This is a genomic window from Gordonia sp. KTR9, from assembly GCF_000143885.2.
Lineage (GTDB): Bacteria > Actinomycetota > Actinomycetes > Mycobacteriales > Mycobacteriaceae > Gordonia.
This window is the reverse complement of record NC_018581.1, coordinates 3,261,810-3,282,065: the sequence shown is the minus strand read 5'-3', so window position 1 is coordinate 3,282,065 and position 20,256 is coordinate 3,261,810. Positions and strand designations below refer to the sequence as shown.

Sequence of the window (20,256 nt, the reverse complement as noted above, 5' to 3'; positions counted from 1 at the left end):
CGAATGGCGCACGTGATCACCCGGCCATGCTGCAACGACGCCTCGTGCGTCAGCGTGTGTCCGGTGAATTGCATCCACCCGACCCCGGGGGAGCCGGAATTCTTCACGGCGGAGATGTTGTACATCGACCCCGAGACGTGCATCGACTGCGGTGCATGCATCGACGAGTGCCCAGTCGAGGCCATCGTGCCCGACGACCAGATCGACTCTCACACAGAGCCTTATCTGCAGATCAACGCGGATTACTACACGGACCACGACGTCGAGGGCGGACTGGTGTCGCCGACGAAGTCGCCGCCGCTGCCGGACGAACCACTGCACGTCGCGATCGTGGGTGCCGGGCCGGCCGCCTTCTACGCCGCCGAGGAGCTTGTCCGGCGGCAGAGCGTCAAGGTCGACATGTTCGATCGCCTCCCGACGCCATACGGTCTCGTACGGGCAGGTGTCGCTCCTGACCACGCGCTCACCAAGGGCGTCGAGAAGACCTTCGCCTCGATCGCGGCCAAGCGGAACTTCGACTACCACCTCAACGTCGAGGTGGGAAAACACATCAGCCACGACGAGTTGGTAGCGCGCTATCACGCGGTGATTTACGCCGTCGGCGCGGCCACCGACAGGCGACTCGGCGTCGACGGTGAGGATCTGGACGGTTCGATCCCGGCCACCCAGTTCGTGGCCTGGTACAACGGCCACCCGGACTACGCCGATCTCGACGTCGACCTCTCCGCCGAGCGGGCCGTGGTCATCGGCAACGGCAACGTCGCCCTTGACGTAGCGCGCATCCTGGTCACCGACCCCGAGGTCCTGGCGAAGACCGACATCGCTGACCATGCCCTGGCGAAGCTGCGTAAGTCGAACGTGCGCGAGGTCGTGCTCGTCGCGCGTCGTGGTGTCGCGCACGCCGCGTACACGAACAGCGAATTCCTGGCACTAAGTGAGGTCGACGGCGTCGACGTGGTCATCGACCCCGCCGATCTGGTCTTCGACGAGGCGACCCGGGCCGGACTCGACGATGATTCCCTGGACTCCACGATCGCCACCAAGATCCGACTCGCGCGCGAGTTCGCGGAGAAGCCGACGACCGAGGGCAACCGGCGCATCGTCTTCCGGTTCCTGACCTCGCCCATCGCCCTGGGCGGCGGCCGGGTGGTCGAGACGGTGTCGCTCGTGCGTAACGAATACACGTCGGGAGCCGGTGCGGTCGGCGTTGCGCCGACCGATCAGCACACCGAGATCGAGGCGGGGCTGGTGCTGCGCGCCATCGGGTACCGAGGCGTGCCGGTCACCGACCTGCCGTTCGACGAGCTGCGGACCGTGGTGCCCAACTCCGAGGGCCGGGTCCTGACCGAGGCCGGCGGCGAGGTGATCGGCGGGGTGTATGTCGCCGGCTGGATCAAGCGTGGCGCGTCCGGCGGCATCGGCATGAATCGCAGCTGCGGTCAGGAGACCGCCGCAGCCGTCCTGGCGGACTTTGTCGACGGCAAGCTCAGCGCTCCGGCCACCGCCCGCGCTGATGTTGCCGACCTCGTCGCCGATCGGGGAGCCCGTCGCATCGATCTGACGGGCTGGAAGAACATCGACGCCGTGGAGAAGGGCGCAGGTAAGGCTGCAGGCCGCCGCCGGCTCAAGCTCGTGCGGCTGACCGATCTCGAGACCGCTGCCACCGGCGATGCGCACTGAGGGCCCGCCGGCCCGAGCGGCTGCCGATGGTGTCTGACGAGTCCGAGACCGAACGTCCGTCGGGCGGTACCCATCTCGCGGTCGCGGCCGTGATCGCGGGGGTTGTCGCCTACTCGCTCCTGCAGTCCATGCTCGTGCCCGTACTCCCGGCGCTCCGCGACAAGTTCGAGGTGAGTACTCCGGACGCGGCGTGGATACTGACAGGCTTCCTGCTGTCGTCGGCGGTCAGCACGCCGATGATGGGGCGGATTGGGGACATACGCGGACTGAAGCGAACGTATCTCACTGCCTTGTACTTCTTGACGGCCGGAGCTGTCATCGCAGCCTTCGCGTCGACATCGGCAGTGGCTATCGCCGGACGGGTCCTCCAAGGGGTCGGTGGCGGTGTGATCCCGCTGGCCTACGGCATCCTGAGGGCGATCCTTCCGAGCCGGCGACTTCCGACGATGATCGGCGTGGTAGGCGGCGTCGCTGGGATCAGCAATGCGATCGGAACGGTTCTCGCCGGACCGATCCTGCAGTATCTCGGGTATGCATGGTTGTTCTTGATTCCTGCTGCTTTCTGCATCGTTTCGGGAATCCTTGTTGCGACCGTGGTGCCCACCGTCGCCCCTCGTTCCGAGGCAAAGATCAATGTCGTGGCCGGCCTGCTCTTCTGCGCTTGGTTGTCGACCCTGCTGATAACACTCGGACAGGGGAGCACCTGGGGTTGGATGTCGTCGCAAGTCATCATGGCGACCGCGATCGCTGTCGTGACATGTGCGATCTGGATCGCCGTGGAACTCAGGTCATCCAGTCCGCTGATCGACCTGCGGCTCATGGTCTCGCACCAGGCCGTGGCGGCTTCGCATGCGATCTCGCTGCTTCTCGGATTCACGCTTTTCGGTGTCTTCGCGCTTCTTCCCGCTTTCCTCCAGGATGCACAAGCCGGTTTCGGCCTGGCGAGTGCGACCGTCGGCTTTTACATGGTGGCGTTGAGTCTCGGCATGTTTACAGTGGGTTTCCTGGCGGGCCGACTCATTCGTGTCCTGCGTTCGAGGTGGATGGTGGCAATCGGCGCGATGGCGGTCGGTCTTGCGCTCCTCGCGCTCGGACTGTGGAACGTATCGCCGATCGCGGTGTGGTGCCTGACCCTGGTGATGGGTCTCGGCTTCGGTGGCTGCTTTCCGGCCATCTCCACGGTTGTCGTGATGTCTGTCGACCCTGCGGACACCGGGCAGGCGGGGGGCGTCAACGCGAACCTGCGCACCATCGGAGGCGCTGTGGGGACTGTGGCCGTGACCGGACTGATGTCGGTGGCCTCTCCGATGAGCCCCGCGGGTGGCTTCTCCGTCGGCTTTGGCGTGCTGGCCGTCGCCGCGACCGCGGTCTCGTTTTGCGCCGTCGTGTTCTTACCGCGTCGGCGCGGGGGCGGTTTCGACGCCGCTCGGAATCGAAAGTAGGGAACAGTAGATGGACAACTACTCCTCAGCAACGGGACGCGCGTCGTCAGTCGCCCTCGAACTATGTTGTGAGGGAACAGCAATTCGAGGCGAGCACACGATCGTGCCCCAGAGCTACGGGGATGTGGTGTTCGTTCATGGGGGCGGGCAGACGCGCCACTCGTGGCGACGCACGGCGAGGCGTGTCGCGTCCGCGGGTTGGTCCACCCTTGCCTTCGACCTCCGCGGTCATGGGGAGAGTGACTGGGCGCCCGACGGCGACTATTCGACCGATGCGATGATCGCGGACCTCCGAGCGGTGGTCGGGCAATTGTCGCGGCCCCCCGTCGTGGTCGGAGCCTCGCTGGGCGGACTACTAGCGGTTTTGCTGGACGGCGAAGGGCACGAGACCGTCCGGGCCATCGTGCTCGTCGACGTGGTACCTCGTGTCGATGAGGCCGGTGCATTGCGCGTCATGGAATTCATGGCGGCGCATCGAGAAGGATTTCGATCGCTCGATGCAGCAGCCGACGCTATTGCGGTCTACAACCCGCACCGACCACGAGCGTCCTCGACGGATGGACTCCGACGAATCCTTCGCTGGCGCGAGGATCGTTGGCATTGGCATTGGGATCCGAGCTTTCTTCCGGATCCGCCGGCGCGACGGACCGATCCGGATCGCGTGGCGGCTGCGGCAAGGAAGGTCACGGTGCCAACCCTTGCTGTGCGAGGTGCACACTCGGACATAGTCACCGAACAGGGACTGCGCGACCTTGCGGCACTCATACCGCACGCCCAGGTCGAGGTCGTTGATGCTGGTCATATGGTGGTCGGTGACGATAACGCCACCTTTGATGAGCAACTGCCCCGATTCCTGCTGACGCTCCACCAACTGTCATCACGATGACATCCGGTCGCCGCCGACACCCATCGCTGATGAGGTGCCGCCAGAACGGCGGGCCCTCCGATCCACTCTGGGAATCTTCGTAGGCGCCGAACCTTCAGGTACCCGACTACACCCGCTCGGTGAGCACGCCCTCGAGGCCGAACTTCGCCGCCGGTCGACACATCGGATCGAGCGAGCTGACATGCCGGCCCTGTCAGCTCCCGTCGATGAGGCGTTGATTGCATCAATGCTGCTGCACAAAGCGACTTTGAACTCACATCTTGAACGGCGCAGACGGTCGTACGGCGTCAGGCGTCCAGCTGACAGTATGCACTGCGGAAACGTTGTTACGGGGCAGGAACGCGGCAAGAGCCAGGGGCCAGCAGTGAGCCTACAGCGCCTAGGGCCATGATCGCCCGGAATGCCTCCGAACTGGGTAGAACCACAGGCCCAGTGGTCGTCGTCAACTGTGACAGGATCAGACCGGCCACAGCGCTGGCGCCCGCGGTGCCCAAGGCGCGCATCAGGGCGTTGAAGCTGTTGGCAGCTGCGGTCTGTTCCGGTGGTACCGCCGCCATGATCAGCGCAGGAATGGCGCCGAATGCCACACCGATTCCGACACCGATGACGGCGCCGATGAGTACCAGTTCCGAGATCGCATTGAGCATGACAACGCCGATGCCGTAGCCTGCGGCGACGATCACGGCACCCAACATGAGGCTGACTCGTGGTCCGCGGGCGGTGGTGATTCTCGCCGAGATCGGCGCAGAGACGAGGAGCATGGCGCCAAAGGGTGCCATGACCAGTCCGGCTGTCAGCAGTTAGCCGCCCAGGCCATAGCCTGTTGCTGCTGGCAGCTGAACAACCTGCGGGAACACCATCATCGCGGCGAACATCGCAAAGGAAAAGACCACCGACGCGGCGTTGGTCAGCAGTACCTGACGATGCGCGGAGACCTCGAGATCGACGAGTGGTCGATCGGTTCGGAGCTCCCACCACCCCCAGTAGAGCAGAACCACGACCGCGATCACGAGAGCAGTGACGGTGGGTGCCGAGGTCCATCCACAGTCGGCTCCCTTGGACACTCCGAGCAGCAAAGCGACCAAGCCGGCCGACGAGGCCGCAGCCCCGACGAAGTCGAGAAAACCGCCGCGCTTCCGGCCAGGATCGTGGCGACGCGCTGCGGCAGTGGGCCATCGAGTTCGTTAAGTTCGTCGGCGAGAAGCGTGGTATGCCCCAAGCGCTGAAACCAGTTCTCGGCGAACATAAGCCGTCTCACAGTGAAATCAAGCATCGTCTCGTTGCCGCAGCGGATCTGTTACTCGCCGACTCGGGAGAAAAGGTAGTTCGCGACGACATCAGCACACTCGACCTACTGATGCTTCTCAACGGAATCACTTATTTTGCAGAGGATTACGAGCCGATGGTCCGGTTCGTCGATGTCCTGCTCGACGGCCTTCTCGTCGCACGAAACGCGTCGTGAGATAATCCCATGACGTGCCACGATGCAACGATCGAGGATTCCTGGTCGGGGTCGCGAAACGTCGCGTGCGCCTTTGTTGTCACCCGGGGATTCGGCGCATCACCAGGATGTCATCTGGCCCGGCGCGTTTCAGGTCGGGATTCGCGAGCCACCTTTCGACTGTTCAACTGCAGGGCCATGATGGCCTCGTCGCCTGGCCAGTACATCGGATGCATCAGGTCCTGGCGCGGGACACAACGAGACGGGTCGGACACGTATAGGTAGCGTGACGACCACTTTGCCGACTGGCGCTTGGGTGGACGGCCTGCCTCGGCTACCGGTCACCGGCGCCTGAAAATGTTGGAACCGCTTCCCCTTCGTCTGCATGGCGGTCAGCAGGCGCGCGTTCTGTTGTGGACCCGCGGGAGTTGGGCCAATGGCATGTTGACAGGCCGCGGTTGCAGCTCGTTGTACTCGAGCATCCGTGTTCGCCGTGCCAAGGTCCCGACTAGACCTGGACCGTCCTGACCCATGGGGGCGTCGTTCGAGGCCCTTGCTTCTGGTGGCTTGACAATGCGTTAAATAAATATCACTATCTACGTGATTCAGATCACCGCGTCTCCTGGAGGAGATGCACTTCACGAGTGAGGTTCTGTTGAAGCGCAAACTCATCAGCTCTACGGGGGCGATCGTCGTCGCCGCTATGCTCGCGGCCGGGTGTGCCGATGCCGGCAGTGGGGATGGAAGCTCGGTCAGCGCGGGCGATACTGTCAAGGTCGGCTTGATGTATGACGTGACCGGCCCCGCAGCGGCCGGAAGCGTCGGAGCCGACATCGGTGCGAAGGCCCGGATTGATGCGATCAACGCTGCCGGGGGTGTGAACGGGCGCAAACTCGAACTGGTGATCGGAGACTCCGCCTCCACCCCTGCTGGGGCACAGTCGGCTGCCAAGACTCTTGTCGAACAGCGCGGGGTATTCGCCGTCATGACGTGGACCTACACCGCCAATGCCGCAGCGGCCTACCTCGAGCAGCAGGGCGTTCCTGTGATCGGCGGCAGTTGGGATTCAGCACCGCAGTGGGCCCACGGCGAGAACTTCTTCGGCACGCAGCCCGCGAACACCGAGGCTTCGGTGGTCACAACGTATGGCAATTGGTTCAAGAAGGCTGGCGTGACGAAGGCCGCGGCCATCGGGCTGAACACTGCTTCGGGCAAGACTGCCGCCGAGAAGGTGGCGGAATCGATCAAGTCGGGTGGTATCGACGTCCCGCTGGTCAACACATCGATCGACCAGACCACCGCCGACTTCGGCCCCACCGCGCTCGCCATCAAGAACTCCGGCGTCGACGGCCTCTATGTCGCCCTCGCCCCCAACGGCATCTACGCCCTCGCAGCGGCATTGAAGCAGCAGAGCGTCAATCTCAAGCTCGCCATGGCAGGCACCGGCTACGGTCAGGAGCTCCTCGACAACCCGTCCGCACGACAAGGCGCCGAGGGCATGCAGTTCGTCATGCACTACCAGCCCAAGGAGCTCGGCACGAACGCGACAAAGGCGATGGTGTCGGCACTCGAGGGGCAAGGCTTCACCGGGTCACCGGGGTTCGCCGTCGCCGGCGGTTACACCGACGTCGACCTCTTCGCGTACGGCCTGCGGCTAACCGGTGACGACCTCACCCGCGAGAACTTCGTCACCAAGCTGCGAGACGACACCGGATGGAACGCTGACGGTCTGATGGCGGGCACCGCCTCGTTTCCCGAGTTCGTCCCGGCGGGACCAGGCTTGAACTACGGCAATTGCATGTACGTGTCCGAACTCCGCGGGGAGAGCTTTACACCGGTCGTCGACACGCCCTACTGCGGCGACAACATCGACTGATCGATGGACAATCGACGGATTGGGTTGACCCATGCTTGAATTCACGGTGGCCGGACTCGCCCTGGGCTCGATCTATGCGATCGTCGCCTCGGGATTGGTCATCACCTACGTATCCGCCGGCGTACTGAACTTCGCGTTCGGTCCGATGGCTTTCTTCCTGGCACGCTTCTACTATTTCCTGCACAGCGAGCAAAGCATGGGAATCCTCCCGGCGTTCGTCATAGCGGTGTTGATCGGCGGCCCGCTGCTGGGCGTCGCGCTCTATTTCGCGTTGTTTCAACATATCCGGCGGTCATCGACACTCATCAAGATAGTCGCAACCATCGGGCTCTCGGTGGCCCTGCCCGCGGCCAGCAGGCTCATCTTCGGAGACCTCGCGGTCACCGTGGTCCCCGGCCTTGCTCCCGAGCCAGTAGCGGTCTACCGAGTCGGCGGCGTCGCCATCAACCTCAATCAGGTGTTGATGATGGGTGCGCTGGTGCTGCTCGTGGTCGTCGGCGGATTGGCATTGAAGTTCACCCAGGTCGGCCTGGTGGTGCGGGGGATGGTCGACACGGAAGCGATGTCTCAGCTCGTCGGGGTCAACACTCGGCTGGTGTCGGTGGGGGTCTGGGCGTTCAGCTCATTCCTCGCCGGCGTCGCCGGTGTCCTCGTGGCGCCAACCGTCGGGTTGTCGTCGGATCAATTCATCCTCCTGGTGAGCGCCGCGTTCGCCGCGGTGGTGATCGCCCGATTCGTCAGTGTCGGCGTCGCCATTGTCGCCGGCCTGCTCATCGGATGGCTCACCACCGTGATCCAGAGTCAGTTGCCATCCGACAGCAGTTGGACCACCGCCGTCGTCGCAAGCACGCCGTTCGCCCTGATGCTCATGGTGTTGCTCTATTACCGCGTCACCGGCCGGGGCGCCGACGAGGACACCGGTGTCGGCGGGGCACTGGACCGGGCGATCGCGGTTGTCGACACGGGTACCGCAAAGACCGTGGGAGGCAGCGTGCGCCGCATCTCCCAAGGATCCCGGGGTCCGCTCATCGCGCCGGGCGTACTGATCGCGCTCGTGTGCGTCGCTGTGCTGCCGCAGGTCTTGCCCAATTACTGGGTCGGCCTCGTCGCGCAGGGCATCTGCATGGCGATCGTGTTCTTGTCTTTCACCCTGCTCACCGGTCAGGGCGGCATGGTGTGGTTGTGTCAGGCTGCGCTGGCCGGCATCGGCGCGGTGACCACCGCCCAACTAGTGACCGAGTTCGGCTGGCCCGTCATCCCGTCCTTGCTCGCCGCAGCGGTGGTCACGTCGCTGTTCGGACTCGTCATCGGCCTCGTCACCATACGGCTGGGTAACCTGTACATAGCGTTGGTCACGCTGAGTTTTGCGTTGTTGATCCAGACGATGATGTTCACGCGCGAATGGATCGAGAACAACGGCGCCGGAATCGCCGTGCTGCGACCGGACTGGCTGCGCACCGATGCCGACTTCCTCTACTTCGGGCTCGTGGTCTTCAGTCTCGCCGCACTGGTGGTACTCAACTTTCGACGCTCGACTGCGGGGTTGGCCCTCGCGGCGGTCCGCTCCAGCGAAGCGGGTGCGCGATCGATCGCGATCAACGTGGTGCAGGCAAAGCTGATGGTCGCCGTACTGGCCTCGGCAACAGCGGGAGTCGGCGGCGGCATGATGGCTCTGTATGCGGGAGCGGCCACCCCGCTCACCTACTCGGCGATCCTCGGAATGGTCTGGCTCGCAGTGCTTGTCACCATGGGCGTACGTTCGAACATCGCCGCACTGTTCGCCGGGATGGCGCTCACTGTCTTCCCTGGCATCTTCTCGACCTACCTCCCACACTCGCTCGGTGACGTGCCCACCGTCCTGTTCGGCGTCGGCGCAATCCTCGTCGCCCGCGATCCCGAGGGGGTAGTCGCGACTCAGTCCCGCCAGATCACTGGTCTCGTAAAACAATTGGGGCGCAGTGCTGGCCGCCGCCCGTCCACCACGTCGCCACCTGGTGATGACATGATCACGCCGACAGCGCAACAGGCACAGGGAGAGGTGGCACGGTGAAGCACGCCGAGAGCCGGACGGCCGATGGTCCCGTGTTGTCCACCGTCGACATCACGAAGAGGTTCGGTGGACTGGTGGCGCTCGCGGACGTGAGCGTGCAGGTCGCGCCCAGTTCCATCGTCGGCCTGGTCGGACCCAACGGTGCCGGCAAGAGCACATTGTTCAATGTGATGTCGGGGTACTTGCGACCCTCGTCGGGTTCGGTGTTCCTCGATGGCGTCGAACAGACCCGCCACAGCGGGCCCCAGCACCGCGCGACGATGGGCGTTGCGCGGACTTTTCAACATCCGGAATTGTTCTCGGATCTGACGATTCGCGAACACCTGATCCTGGCCAAACGGGTCCGATCGGCTCCCCGGCGGCTGTGGACCGACCTGTTGCGCGGAGCCGGGCTGCGGATGTCGACGACGAGCGATGACGCGGCGGTGGACACGCTTCTCGACGATCTGTCGTTGACCGACGACGCCGACCGACTCGCAGTTGGTCTCCCCCTCGGCGTGGCCCGCCGGGTGGAGGTGGGCAGAGCGCTGATCACCGATCCCCGGGTGGTCCTCCTCGACGAACCGTCGTCGGGGTTGGACGAGTCCGAAACACGGGATCTGGCAAGGGTGTTGCGGGACGCGCGGACCAGACACTCGGTCGCTCTGGTACTGGTCGAGCATGACGTCGACCTGGTGTTGGGTATGTCCGACGAGGTCTACGTTCTCGACTTCGGCAAGCTCATCGCGCACGGCACGCCGGCGGAGATCCGGCGCGACCCGACCGTTCGGGCTGCATATCTCGGTGACGCCACCGAGATCGCGACCCCCGACACGCCCACGTCCGACACACCCGTTTCCGAACCGGCAGGACTTCACCAATGACCACCGATCACGTCCTCGAAGTAAGGAACCTCTCCGTCCGCTATGGACCGGCACTGGCAGTGCACGACGTGTCGTTCGACGTCCGCACCGGTTCCGTGACCGCCGTCCTGGGCACCAACGGAGCGGGCAAGACGACGCTGGCCCGGGCACTGTGCGGACTCGTCCGTCCGAGCGAGGGCTCGATCGTCTTCGCCGGTTCCGAGGTGGTCGGCATGCGGGCGGACAAGATCGCGCGAGCGGGACTGATGTACCTGCCGGAGGGCCGCGGTATCTTTCCTGGTTTAAGTGTCGGCGACAACCTCCGCATCGCCACGGTGAGCCGGCCACGCAGCCAACGTTCAGAGTGCATCGACCGCGCGGTCCAGTACTTCCCCGTGCTGGCTCAGCGCCTCGGCCAGCGGGCCGGGACCCTCTCCGGCGGAGAGCAGCAGATGCTTTCGCTCGCAAGGGCGTTGGCGTTGCGACCACCACTCGTGATCGCTGACGAGATGTCGCTGGGTCTGGCCCCGAAGATGGTGGACATGGTCTTTGAGGGACTCAAATCGGCGGCTGCGGCCGGCACGGCCGTCCTGATGATCGAGCAGTTCGTACATCGGAGTCTGGAGATGGCCGACTCCGCCCTGGTCATCCGACGCGGCAGCTTGGCCTGGCAGGGTCCAGCCGAAGGTGCGACCCAGGCGGTTGAGGAGCACTATGTCCCCGCCGGACGCACGGCGTCCGCGTCGTAGCTTCCCTGTTAACCGAAGGCGGCCTTCGGCCCCGTATGCTGGCTTGCGATGCTGATTTTCGCCGTTGGCTGCGTCAGCCGGGACATCTCGGTGCCGACAGGGTCAACGACTTCAGTGCGCGGATTTCTCATCGTTGGCTCACCGTGTTCTCGGTCCTGTCCCCGACGACTGACAGCTGGACAGCGCCGAACAAGACTCTGACCGACAGTGTCCACCTGGTGGTGGACTACCACACGAAAGCAGCGTTCGCGGCGGCTGCACTGCTGGTCAGCTCGGTACTACTACGCATCTCCGGCAGAAGCGTGGCCGCCACAGTCCCCTTCGCAATACTGTGGGCAATCGCGCTCACGCTGTCCATCCTTCAAGTCCGCGAATACGCTGGCCAGCAGTACGTGTGTTCCGACTCCGGGTTCTGTATTCCCGACCTCGGACTGTTCCTCACGGCCGTCCCGTTCGCGGTTCTGGTGTCCGCTGCTGTCCTCGGTTCGGCAGCCATTCACGTTGTACTCGCTAGGGAACCCCCGCCGATCAGCGGGGCACCGGTTCCGTCGATGAAGGCGGTGAAGTCGGTTTACTCGTCTCGCACGTTTCCGCCGAGTCCGACGAAGTTGTGGTGGCTCGTATCAGGTAGTCGAATCCGTAGTTGCCTGACCACGCCGTGTTCCAGCCGGTGTCATCGAGTTTCATGCCGATCTGCGCCTGGCTGGCTTCTGAGCATGCCCAGGTCTTCGGTGAAGCCGTCGGCGAAAGTGCGTCGGGTCGGCCCGTCCGTTGCGTCGGGGTCGAAGAGTTGGTCGGTACGCCGATGCCGACGGTGCGAAAGTTGATAGAGCAGCGCGTCGTCCTGATCGGGGTGTCCGTTTTGTACGCAGCACGGTGCGAGATAAGCCCGCCAACCTGCTCAGCGAGCGCCTCTGCGAGCGGCATCGATGCCGGTTCGACCGGACTCTCCGACAGTCCACGAGACGGCGCGTACGCAGGGACCTCACCACCGGCGAAACTCGCGCCGACAACGACCACTTCCGCGGGCGATTCACTCATCTGATCCTCCACGTGTCTCACATGGTGAGCACACCTACCGCGCACCATTCGGTATGCCGAATGATCAACGGCGAGAGTGGGTGTCGGCCCGGTGTCGATTGAGATCGTTTTCGGTTGATCAAGTAGCTGCGTCACTGCGCAGAGCAACGTCGCGATAGTCGGCTGCTTGCGAGAGTCTCTGGCGGGATGCCGCCCTGCCGTCTCACCCAGGGACTCTCGTTCGTCGCTTCTAGCGGTTCAGCGGTCCCAGACGATGGGGACCGAGTTGAGCCCGAGCTGAGAACCCATTTCCATCGGTGCAGCGTTCTCTGCGAGGCGGTAGTGCGGGATGCGCTTGTGCCACTCCTCGAGTGCGATGCGTAGCTCGCGGCGGGCGAGGTGCGAACCGAGGCAGCGATGGGGTCCTGCGCCGAACCCGATGTGATTGTTCGGGCTTCGGTCAAGGATGATTTCGGTCGCGTCGTCGTAGACGTTGCCATCGCGAGTGGCCGCGTTGAGTGGAAGTGACAACATCTCGCCCTTACGGATGGGGCAGCCGGCGACTTCGGTGTCTTTTGTGGCCTGCCGCGCGGGAACCACAATTGCGTAGGCCCGGATGAACTCCTCGATCGCCGAAGGGATTAGCTCTTCATCGTCGAGGATCATCTGCCGATGATCTGGATTGGCAGCCAGGTGATGGAAGATCAGTCCTAGTGTCGCCGACACGGTGTCCATACCTGCCATGAACATGAGGAGACAGAAGGAGTTCATGTCGTCCGCGCTCACCGGTTCGCCGTCGATCTCGAACGCCAGCGCCTGGCTGATGAGGTCGTCCTGCGGGTGCTCGCGGCGGGCTTCGATGATCGACCCGAAGTATTCGATCACCGCGTTCATCGCAGCCATCCGAGTCCGGGTCACTTCCTCGGTGTCACCCGTCGCATGCAGGATGTCGTGTTCCCACACCATGAGCTTGTCGAGATCCTCGACGGGCAGGCCCATCAGTTCGAGGAAGATCGATGTCGGGTACTTGAAGGCGAAGGCTTCCATGAAGTCGCACTCGGTGCCGTTGACGATCGGCTCGATGAGCTCGATGGCGCGCGCGCGGATTTTGTCTTCGAGCTTGTCAGCTTCTTTGGGCGAGAACAGTGGACCCAACTGCTTACGCCATTGACGATGTTCGTCGCCGTCGAGCATCTCCGGAATCCATTTGTACCCGGGTTCGGGATCGAAAACGCTGACCGCCCTACTCGAGAACGTCTTCGCATCTTGGTAGACAGCCATCATGTCCTCGTACCGGGTCACGATGTAGTGGGGCACGCCGAACTCGTTGCTGATAAGCGGCGCCTCATCGCGGAGCTGGTCGAACTGGGCTATCCATTCGCCCGCCGGTCGCGCCTCAAATGGGTTGATGGAGTGTACGGGGCAAGTGCCGGGTTTCTCTACGCTGGTCATGGTCTTCCTTTGCGTAAGGCGAAGTCGTCGGATTCGCCACGGGTCATGAGGTTGGGACAGCCACCACGTTCGCCTCGAACCTGGCTGATAGGTGAGTGGTGGAAGAGGCCGCCGAGAAGAAGCGGTCGATTTTGGTGGGTCAGCGCACCAGGGCGATGGCTCGCTCCGGGCAGGCGGCGACAGCTTCGTGGCCCTTGGCCTCGGCATCTGACGGCAGATCGACCTCAGCGCGTAGGGCGTAACCGCTGGCGTCGATGTCGAACAGGTCTGGATCAACCTGGTAGCAGCGTGCGTGCCCTGAACATTTGTCCAAATCGATGTGTGCCTTCATGTACTATTCTTTCCTCGTAGGGTGTGCGGACGAATCCGGTGATTTAGCGTCTGCCGCTGGCCCTCGTCAGCGAGTATCGATGCAACCTCCAAGCCGAATTGGCTTCTAACCGGATGCGACGGCCCAGGAGACGGTTTTGGTCTGCAAGAACTCGTCGAGGCCCGCCTCGCCCCACTCACGACCCAGCCCGCTCTGTTTGTAGCCACCGAAAGCCGCATGGGGGCTGATACCGCCACTACCGCCGTTGACGTTCACGAATCCGGTGCGAATGCGCTTTGCGATGCCGTACGCACGTGCTGGACTGTTTGCCCAGATGCCGGCTGCCAGTCCGTAATCGCTGTCGTTGGCAATGCGCACGGCCTCGTCATCATCGTCGAACGGGATGACCACGCCCACGGGACCGAAGAACTCACGCTGCGCGATGGTCATTGAGTTGTCGACGTCGACAAACAGGGTGGGTTCGACGAAGAACCCTTTGTCCAATCCCTGGGGCCGGCCTCCACCGAAGGCAATCGATGCCCCTTCTTCGACACCGATGCGGATGAGGTCCTCAACTTTGTGGCGTTGCGCCTCGCTACCCAATGGGCCCATGGCGGTGTCCGGCTCGGCGGGGTCGCCAACCTTCACGCCCGCAAGAGCGCCCTTGAGGATCGCGACGAGTTCGTCGTAGCGGGATCGATGGACCAACGTACGGGTCAGCAGTGCGCAGCCTTGGCCAGCATGAACAATCATGCCGCCGACCACGCTCGGAATGGCTTTCTGTAGGTCGGCGTCGTCGCAGATGATGTTGGCCGATTTGCCCCCGAGTTCGAGGACGACCTTCTTGAGCGTGGGCGATGCCTGCTCCATGACTTTCCTGCCGACTGTGTCCGATCCCGTGAAGCTCACCAGATCGACCTTCGGATTGGTGGTGAGCTCCACGGCACCGTCGAGATCCCCGTGCACGACGTTCAACACACCTGCCGGCAGTCCTGCCTCTTCTGCGATCTCTGCGATGACAAGTGCCTCCAGAGGAGTCGTCGGCGCCGGTTTGAGTACCGTGGTGCATCCCGATGCCAGCGCGGGCGCGATCTTCATGATGTTGAGGAAGAAGGGAAAGTTGTAAGCCGAGATCAGTGCGGCGACCCCCCACGGCTCCCGGAGTATGACTCCTTGTTCCATTCCGGTACCGATGTGTGGGGCGATGGGCTTCGCCAGCGGATACGAGGGCATCACTCGCTCGACCATGTCTCGGAAGTGCTGTATCGGAAAGCCGACCTGCACCGATTCTGCAACCGCCCGCGTCCCACCGGTCTCGGCGATGTTCAGTTCGACGAGGTCATCGAAACGCTTCTCCATCAACTCAGCCATGCGTCGCATGACAATCGACCGCTCCTGCATCGACATCTGGGGCCACGGACCCTCATCGAACGCGGTGCGCGCGGCGTCGATGGCCCGCACCATGTCGGTACGTGTACCTCGTGGAGCGGTTCCGATGACCTCTTCGGTCGCCGGATTGATTACCGGGAGGGTCTCGCCTGAGGACGGAGGGACCCATTCGCCGTTGATGTACAGATTGGAAAAGTCTTTTGTCATGATGATCCTCCAAAGAATGCCGACACGTGCTGCTGTGGCTCGGTGACAGGTCCAGATGCTGAGGGCGGGTGTTATGCGCTCGCGTACGGTGCGGTGTGCGGTAGGAGGGCTCCACCGTCGACCTTCAGCTGCAGACCAGTCACATAGCGCGACTCATCGGACGCCAGAAAGACGACGGCGTTGCTGACATCGACAGGCTCGATGTAGCCGATCGGCATCGGCTGCATGGCGGGGAAGGCGACTTCGGCGTCGTCGCGAGTCGGTGCTTCGAGATCCGGTCGGAACACGCGGTACATCGGGTCGCTCTGCAGCATGTCGGTGTTGCAGTTCGTCGGATGGACTGCGTTGACGCGAATCGACTCGGGTGCCAACTGGAGGGCGAGGTCGTGCACGAATCGGGCCACACCCTGTTTGGCGTGTGAGTATCCGGCACCACCGGGTCCCATGGCAGGGCTGTCGGTGGCACCCTTGACCATCGCCGCCACGGATCCGGTCGCGATGATCGAGGCGCCGGCAGACAAATGGGGATACGCCGCGCTGACGGTGTTGATCACGCCGACCAGGTCGACGTTGACGGCATCGAGGAAGGCTCCCTTCGAGATCTCCGCGCCCATTGGGCAGATACCGGCGTTCGCCACGACGATGTCGATCCGTCCGAGTTCGGCGATTCCGGCGTCTACCGCATCCCGCAACTGCGACGGTTCGCGTACATCGGCCCGGACGGCCACGCATCGCCGTTCTTCCTTCTCGACCAGACGCTGGGTTTCATCGAGGTCTTCCGGTGCCGCCAACGGATATTCGTTTGTTGCGATGTTCTCGCAGAGGTCCACCGCGATGATGTCGGCTCCCTGTGCCGCGAGCGCGATCGCGTGGCTTCGGCCCTGGCCCCGGGCCGCGCCGGTGATGAGGGCGACCTTGCCGTCGAGTTTTCCCATGTCGATTCCTTATGGCTGCTGGTGCGAGCGAGCGAGAGGCTAGCCGAGCCAGTGGTTCGCTGACGTATCTAACTAAGCACACCATGTGCTCTACCTCACTGTAGCGAACGAGAGAGAGCTTGTGAATAGGGCACGGCGTGATAGCTCGCTTTCGCGGCTGGAAGTCAATCCAGTGGGTCGAAATGGCGGTCCGCGAGCACGCCCATGGCGGGGCGCAGGACCTCGGTGCTCCTGGCCACCTGGCGGGCGAAGAAGCCGACTATCTGCGCGTCGGTCACCGACCCGGCTTGATGGGCCTGCGCCAGTGCGGCAATCGCGGTGGCGACATCCTCGTGATCCTGCGGAAGGATCTGCCGGATGTCTTCGAGATCGGCGGCTTCTTCGGCCTCCTTATACCGGTCGGATTGCCGCAGATACTTGAGGATGCGTGCCAGCCCCTTGCTGCGGGAGATGACGAAGTCATCGGTGCTGCGCGGAACGATGATCTGCCGAATCTGTTCCAGCGCAGCGTTATACAGCCAGTCGTCGGGTCCGGGCGGTGCGTCGAGCTCGGCGGGGTCGTCGACAGTCAGACCGAGAACGTCGGTCAAGGCTTCGATGAGTAGTCGCCGGTGTAGCAGTCCGTAAGCGAGCTGATTGCCGACCTCGGACAGCGGTGAGCGGTCGGAGTCGAGTTTGTGGCCGAGTATCACGACTCTCAGCTCGGCAAACACGCGGTAGTAACGGATTCGCGACAGATCGATGTCCCATGATACGCAATCGGCATAGTCGGTCAGGCGATCCCGCAAATTGGTGAAAGGCTCCTGCACCGCGCGCAGCGACACCCACGCGAGGTCGTCGTGGGGGTCGCCGAGATGGCCCATCTCGAGGTCGAGTACCGCGGTGACACGGCCGTTTTCGTACAGAAAGTTTCCGGGGCCGGTGTCTCCCTGAACGATGACAACCGGCCCGGACGCTGCTGGCCTGTTCCGGCGCAGCCAGTCCAGGCCGAGATCGATCAGCGGGTCGTCCTCCGCACTGCTTCCGCGATAGATGGCTTCCCACACATCGATCTCATGGTCGACCAGTTCGCGTAGATCCATATCGGCGTTCTGGTCGGGCAGGTCGAGTCGGTGGGGATCCACGCAGTGCATTGCCGCGAGTGTCCTCATGAACTCCGAGGCCACCGAGACCCGTTCGCCTTCGTCGGTCAGCGCGGAGAACCAAGGGTGGCCGGTCACCCGTGTGGAGAGAATGGCCTGCTCGGTGGGATGTACTCCGATGACGTGTGGCATCGGTATCCCGGTACCGTTGAACGCCTCGTAGAGCTTCGCCTCCCGGTGAAGTGTGAAAGGGTCCCCTTTCTCCTCCGGGGTCTCGCGGTCGTAGCGCAAGAACAGGGGAATGGCGCGGCCATCGTGGGTGACGCTGTCCACGTACCAGGCCTCGCGCCGGCCTCCGCCGGGTCTGCGTTCGACCTTGACCACTTCGGAGTCGGTGATCCTGCTTATCCAGGAGACAAGCGCCGTATCAAGGCTGATGTCGTCTGGGTTGGCTTGGCCGGTCACGGTTCTCCTTCGTTTGCGGACCGGCCCGACAGCCGACCACGAGATGTATTACCAATATAACTATGAGTCGCACTTGCCGGGTCCGAACGCGTGGGCTGGTTGGTTGATGGTCGAAGACGTTGGCTGGAAATGTCGCTGTTCCGCCGGCGACGGCTCCCGCCTTGGTTCGGTCAGACGATCACAGGCCTGATTGCGGCCGGTGAAAAATGGCGAGCTGCAGACCTGCTGCAGCGAGTCCGAATCCGGTAGCCAGTGCAGTGGATATACCCGGCCTCAGCTTGTCATCGATCCCCAAGGCTCGGTCGATGCTCAGGCGTCCGGGCCCGATGGCTGCCAGTGCAGCTGCGGCACACGAAAGGTTCGCAACGTACTCCCAGCCTTCGGACGTGATGAAAAAGCCGTTCTGCATGTGGACCGAGCGTGCGGCTACGGCCATGGTGCCAATGACCGCCGAGCAGGCTAGCGGGGTGGCGCCCCCGACGAGTACGGCGGCTCCGGCTCCGGTTTCGATGACCGCGGAAGTGCGGGCCTGGGCGGAGGGCAGGCGGAAGCCGATGGACTCGAACCAGGAGGATGTTCCTGCCAGGCTGCGCCCATGCATTACGCCATGAGCGATCATCGTTCCGCCGATGGATACCCGCAGGAGGATTTGGGCCAGCGGGCGATCTGACGCCTTGGGCGAGAATAGCGGCATGTCACCGTTCCGTTCCTTGGTTGGGTTGATGCGTAGGAGTCGAACGCCGCCCGGTGTGACGGTGGCCGGACGAATGAAACACATTGTCTGCATTGTGCTTCCGTCAGATGTTGTGATCGCACGCCGCCGCGGACCGTTGGCTTCGAGTGCAGGGTGCAACCTGCGGTCGGCAGTTCGTGTCCTCGCCGGTCCGTCGCATCGTCATATGATACCTAGTACACTATGTGTGGATAGGCAACCGTGTTCTGCGATACGAGCGGTCGCTCGTATTGCAAAACGGCTTCGCGTGGATGTGGATCGGCATCAGGGAAGGGCCGCGGTCGTGCCCGCCGCGGCGTCGGGAATCGGTGCCGCCAAGAGTCTGTATGCCTGACCCGCGGCCACGGGGTGTCGTCATGTTCACTCGTTACCTGGACGTGGACCATGCGCACAAGGGCATCCGTCGCAACGCCGTCTGTCCCGGTCTGGTGAACTTCGAACTGGGAGGCGTCAAACAGGCTTACGAGCTGGAGGGGCCGGTCGATCGCCGATTGGGCGGGTTACCGATCCGATCATCTATCCCGAAGGCACCCCGATCGCAACTAGACACAAGCCATCACCGCGCGTGCGGTCGGGGGCATCACATCGCCGCAAGAGGGGAGATCATGAACGACGGGTTCAGCTGGCACTACGGAATTCGACGCCGACGGCATCGGGTGAACCGCAGTGGAGCTGCGAAGTGACCGACTAAGTGGGGAGTGGGTCCGAGTTGGGCTTGCGCGTGGGGACAGCACGTTGACAGTCGGATCAGTCGAACGGTCTTTCCCGTGCTGCCGCGCGTCCGACCGCACGGGAAACAGACATTCCCGGGATGGTGCCCGATATCAGAAGTGCTGTGTCCCGCCGTCGACGGAGATTTCCTCGGCAGTGACGAACGACGCCTCGTCGCACGCGAGGAACGCGACGACACCTGAGATCTCCTCGGCCTCGGCAGAGAACCGGTTCAGGAACGTCGTTCCCATGCCTGCGAGTCGCGGGTTCGCCTCATTGGTCTGCTCGATGCGCGCAATCATCTGCCCCGACCCCATCGGAGTGTTCACCGCCCCGGGGTGGACTGTGTTGACGCGGATGTCGTACTGGCCGAGTTCGGCTGCGAATGCCCGGGACATTCCCACGAGTGCGTGTTTGCTCGTCGAGTAGTGAACCATAAAGGGCTGCACCTTCTTTCCTGCCAGGGAACTGATCAGGACGATAGAACCGCCCCCGCCGTCGATGAGATGTTGTGCCGATGCGGTGACCGTGTTCCACACGCCGGTCACATTGATGTCCATGACGTCCTGAAAGCTCCTCGGGGTCACTTCGTCCCAGGTCTCCGGGATGCAGATCCCGGCGTTGGCAACAACCACGTCCAGACGTCCGAGAGCGGCGACTCCGTCGGCGACGGCACGCTTCAGGCCTTCGAGGTCGCGAGTGTCGCAGCGAGACAGCAGTGCTTCCACGCCCTGTTCCTCGACCAGGCGCCGGGTCTCGTCGAGGTCGTCCTCGGTTGCCGAGTCATACGGCACACCGGGCAGTGGGCCCGCGAGGTCGACGCCGACGATATGCGCGCCTTCGCTCGCGAGTCGAACCACGTGCGCCCGTCCCTGACCACGGGCTGCGCCGGTGATGAATGCGACCTTGCCAACCAGCCGCTTTGATGGATGTGCCATTGATGCTCCTCTCGCAACCGCGCCATCAAACTTCGCCGGCGCTTGTGC

The 20,256-nt window shown here is 63.4% G+C and carries 18 protein-coding genes; 8 read left to right on the top strand and 10 right to left on the bottom strand.

The features are described from left to right. Positions 1 to 3: 3 nt before the first annotated feature. Genes KTR9_RS15430 through KTR9_RS26970 form a run of 3 tightly spaced genes read left to right on the top strand, consistent with a single transcriptional unit; the run spans position 4 to position 4,008 of the window. Positions 4 to 1,680 carry an FAD-dependent oxidoreductase gene (locus KTR9_RS15430; RefSeq protein WP_044506840.1) on the top strand — a complete coding sequence of 559 codons (1,677 nt, stop codon included), beginning with the start codon at positions 4 to 6 and terminating at the stop codon, positions 1,678 to 1,680. 26 nt (positions 1,681 to 1,706) lie between these two features. Continuing rightward, positions 1,707 to 3,122, top strand: a complete 1,416-nt coding sequence (locus tag KTR9_RS15425) for an MFS transporter (RefSeq protein ID WP_014927146.1) — start codon at positions 1,707 to 1,709, stop codon at positions 3,120 to 3,122. 10 nt (positions 3,123 to 3,132) lie between these two features. Further along, a complete protein-coding gene (locus KTR9_RS26970) occupies positions 3,133 to 4,008 on the top strand; it encodes an alpha/beta fold hydrolase (protein ID WP_014927145.1) in 876 nt (291 codons plus the stop codon). Positions 4,009 to 4,334: 326 nt separating this feature from the next. Here the strand turns inward: KTR9_RS26970 and KTR9_RS26560 are convergent, their stop codons facing one another. Together KTR9_RS26560 and KTR9_RS26555 are read right to left on the bottom strand one after the other, a co-directional pair. Continuing rightward, on the bottom strand, positions 4,335 to 4,769 hold the full coding sequence (locus KTR9_RS26560) for a hypothetical protein (RefSeq protein ID WP_049942603.1): 435 nt from the start codon (positions 4,767 to 4,769) through the stop codon (positions 4,335 to 4,337). Between the two features lie 39 nt (positions 4,770 to 4,808). Then, positions 4,809 to 5,018 (bottom strand): MFS transporter, encoded by a 210-nt coding sequence (locus KTR9_RS26555; RefSeq protein ID WP_148281200.1) that lies wholly within the window; start codon positions 5,016 to 5,018, stop codon positions 4,809 to 4,811. Between the two features lie 17 nt (positions 5,019 to 5,035). Here KTR9_RS26555 and KTR9_RS28220 point away from each other — a divergent pair, with 17 nt between their 5' ends. From KTR9_RS28220 to KTR9_RS15390, 5 genes are all read left to right on the top strand, one after another. Next, positions 5,036 to 5,470, top strand: coding sequence for an SbtR family transcriptional regulator (locus KTR9_RS28220; protein ID WP_338010622.1), 435 nt, complete (start codon positions 5,036 to 5,038; stop codon positions 5,468 to 5,470). A gap of 610 nt (positions 5,471 to 6,080) precedes the next feature. Further along, a complete protein-coding gene (locus KTR9_RS15405; RefSeq protein WP_014927140.1) occupies positions 6,081 to 7,325 on the top strand; it encodes an ABC transporter substrate-binding protein in 1,245 nt (414 codons plus the stop codon). 31 nt (positions 7,326 to 7,356) lie between these two features. Further along, the gene (locus KTR9_RS15400) at positions 7,357 to 9,375 is read left to right on the top strand and encodes an ABC transporter permease (protein WP_014927139.1); all 2,019 of its coding nucleotides are present in this window, start codon (positions 7,357 to 7,359) and stop codon (positions 9,373 to 9,375) included. Further along, positions 9,372 to 10,238, top strand: a complete 867-nt coding sequence (locus KTR9_RS15395) for an ABC transporter ATP-binding protein (protein ID WP_014927138.1) — start codon at positions 9,372 to 9,374, stop codon at positions 10,236 to 10,238. The genes KTR9_RS15400 and KTR9_RS15395 overlap by 4 nt, the downstream gene beginning before the upstream one ends. Beyond that, entirely contained in the window at positions 10,235 to 10,966 is a 732-nt protein-coding gene (locus tag KTR9_RS15390; protein WP_014927137.1) for an ABC transporter ATP-binding protein, read from the top strand. Before KTR9_RS15395 ends, KTR9_RS15390 begins: the two co-directional genes overlap by 4 nt. A gap of 528 nt (positions 10,967 to 11,494) precedes the next feature. On the opposite strand, the gene KTR9_RS27340 is transcribed toward KTR9_RS15390, so the two are convergent. From KTR9_RS27340 to KTR9_RS15355, 8 genes are all read right to left on the bottom strand, one after another. Further along, positions 11,495 to 12,007 carry a hypothetical protein gene (locus KTR9_RS27340; protein WP_148281199.1) on the bottom strand — a complete coding sequence of 171 codons (513 nt, stop codon included), beginning with the start codon at positions 12,005 to 12,007 and terminating at the stop codon, positions 11,495 to 11,497. A 237-nt stretch (positions 12,008 to 12,244) separates the two neighbouring features. After that, a complete protein-coding gene (locus KTR9_RS15385; protein ID WP_014927135.1) occupies positions 12,245 to 13,438 on the bottom strand; it encodes a cytochrome P450 in 1,194 nt (397 codons plus the stop codon). Between the two features lie 139 nt (positions 13,439 to 13,577). Then, positions 13,578 to 13,769, bottom strand: a complete 192-nt coding sequence (locus KTR9_RS15380) for a ferredoxin (RefSeq protein ID WP_014927134.1) — start codon at positions 13,767 to 13,769, stop codon at positions 13,578 to 13,580. A 105-nt stretch (positions 13,770 to 13,874) separates the two neighbouring features. Further along, positions 13,875 to 15,344, bottom strand: coding sequence for an aldehyde dehydrogenase family protein (locus tag KTR9_RS15375; protein ID WP_014927133.1), 1,470 nt, complete (start codon positions 15,342 to 15,344; stop codon positions 13,875 to 13,877). A 71-nt stretch (positions 15,345 to 15,415) separates the two neighbouring features. Then, positions 15,416 to 16,279 (bottom strand): mycofactocin-coupled SDR family oxidoreductase, encoded by an 864-nt coding sequence (locus tag KTR9_RS15370; protein WP_014927132.1) that lies wholly within the window; start codon positions 16,277 to 16,279, stop codon positions 15,416 to 15,418. A 164-nt stretch (positions 16,280 to 16,443) separates the two neighbouring features. Continuing rightward, positions 16,444 to 17,826, bottom strand: a complete 1,383-nt coding sequence (locus tag KTR9_RS15365) for a phosphotransferase family protein (protein ID WP_014927131.1) — start codon at positions 17,824 to 17,826, stop codon at positions 16,444 to 16,446. A 178-nt stretch (positions 17,827 to 18,004) separates the two neighbouring features. Next, complete coding sequence (locus KTR9_RS15360) at positions 18,005 to 18,613, bottom strand: DoxX family protein (protein WP_014927130.1); 609 nt, start codon at positions 18,611 to 18,613, stop codon at positions 18,005 to 18,007. 770 nt (positions 18,614 to 19,383) lie between these two features. Beyond that, positions 19,384 to 20,208, bottom strand: coding sequence for a mycofactocin-coupled SDR family oxidoreductase (locus tag KTR9_RS15355; protein ID WP_014927128.1), 825 nt, complete (start codon positions 20,206 to 20,208; stop codon positions 19,384 to 19,386). Positions 20,209 to 20,256: the final 48 nt, after the last annotated feature.

Coding starts and splice junctions, on each gene's coding strand:
- KTR9_RS15430 (WP_044506840.1), top strand. CDS start 4: ATGGCGCACGTGATCACCCGGCCATGCTGCAACGACGCCTCGTGCGTC.
- KTR9_RS15425 (WP_014927146.1), top strand. CDS start 1,707: ATGGTGTCTGACGAGTCCGAGACCGAACGTCCGTCGGGCGGTACCCAT.
- KTR9_RS26970 (WP_014927145.1), top strand. CDS start 3,133: ATGGACAACTACTCCTCAGCAACGGGACGCGCGTCGTCAGTCGCCCTC.
- KTR9_RS26560 (WP_049942603.1), bottom strand. CDS start 4,769: ATGCTCCTCGTCTCTGCGCCGATCTCGGCGAGAATCACCACCGCCCGC.
- KTR9_RS15405 (WP_014927140.1), top strand. CDS start 6,081: ATGCACTTCACGAGTGAGGTTCTGTTGAAGCGCAAACTCATCAGCTCT.
- KTR9_RS15400 (WP_014927139.1), top strand. CDS start 7,357: ATGCTTGAATTCACGGTGGCCGGACTCGCCCTGGGCTCGATCTATGCG.
- KTR9_RS15390 (WP_014927137.1), top strand. CDS start 10,235: ATGACCACCGATCACGTCCTCGAAGTAAGGAACCTCTCCGTCCGCTAT.
- KTR9_RS27340 (WP_148281199.1), bottom strand. CDS start 12,007: ATGAGTGAATCGCCCGCGGAAGTGGTCGTTGTCGGCGCGAGTTTCGCC.
- KTR9_RS15385 (WP_014927135.1), bottom strand. CDS start 13,438: ATGACCAGCGTAGAGAAACCCGGCACTTGCCCCGTACACTCCATCAAC.
- KTR9_RS15380 (WP_014927134.1), bottom strand. CDS start 13,769: ATGAAGGCACACATCGATTTGGACAAATGTTCAGGGCACGCACGCTGC.
- KTR9_RS15375 (WP_014927133.1), bottom strand. CDS start 15,344: ATGACAAAAGACTTTTCCAATCTGTACATCAACGGCGAATGGGTCCCT.
- KTR9_RS15370 (WP_014927132.1), bottom strand. CDS start 16,279: ATGGGAAAACTCGACGGCAAGGTCGCCCTCATCACCGGCGCGGCCCGG.
- KTR9_RS15360 (WP_014927130.1), bottom strand. CDS start 18,613: ATGCAGACAATGTGTTTCATTCGTCCGGCCACCGTCACACCGGGCGGC.
- KTR9_RS15355 (WP_014927128.1), bottom strand. CDS start 20,208: ATGGCACATCCATCAAAGCGGCTGGTTGGCAAGGTCGCATTCATCACC.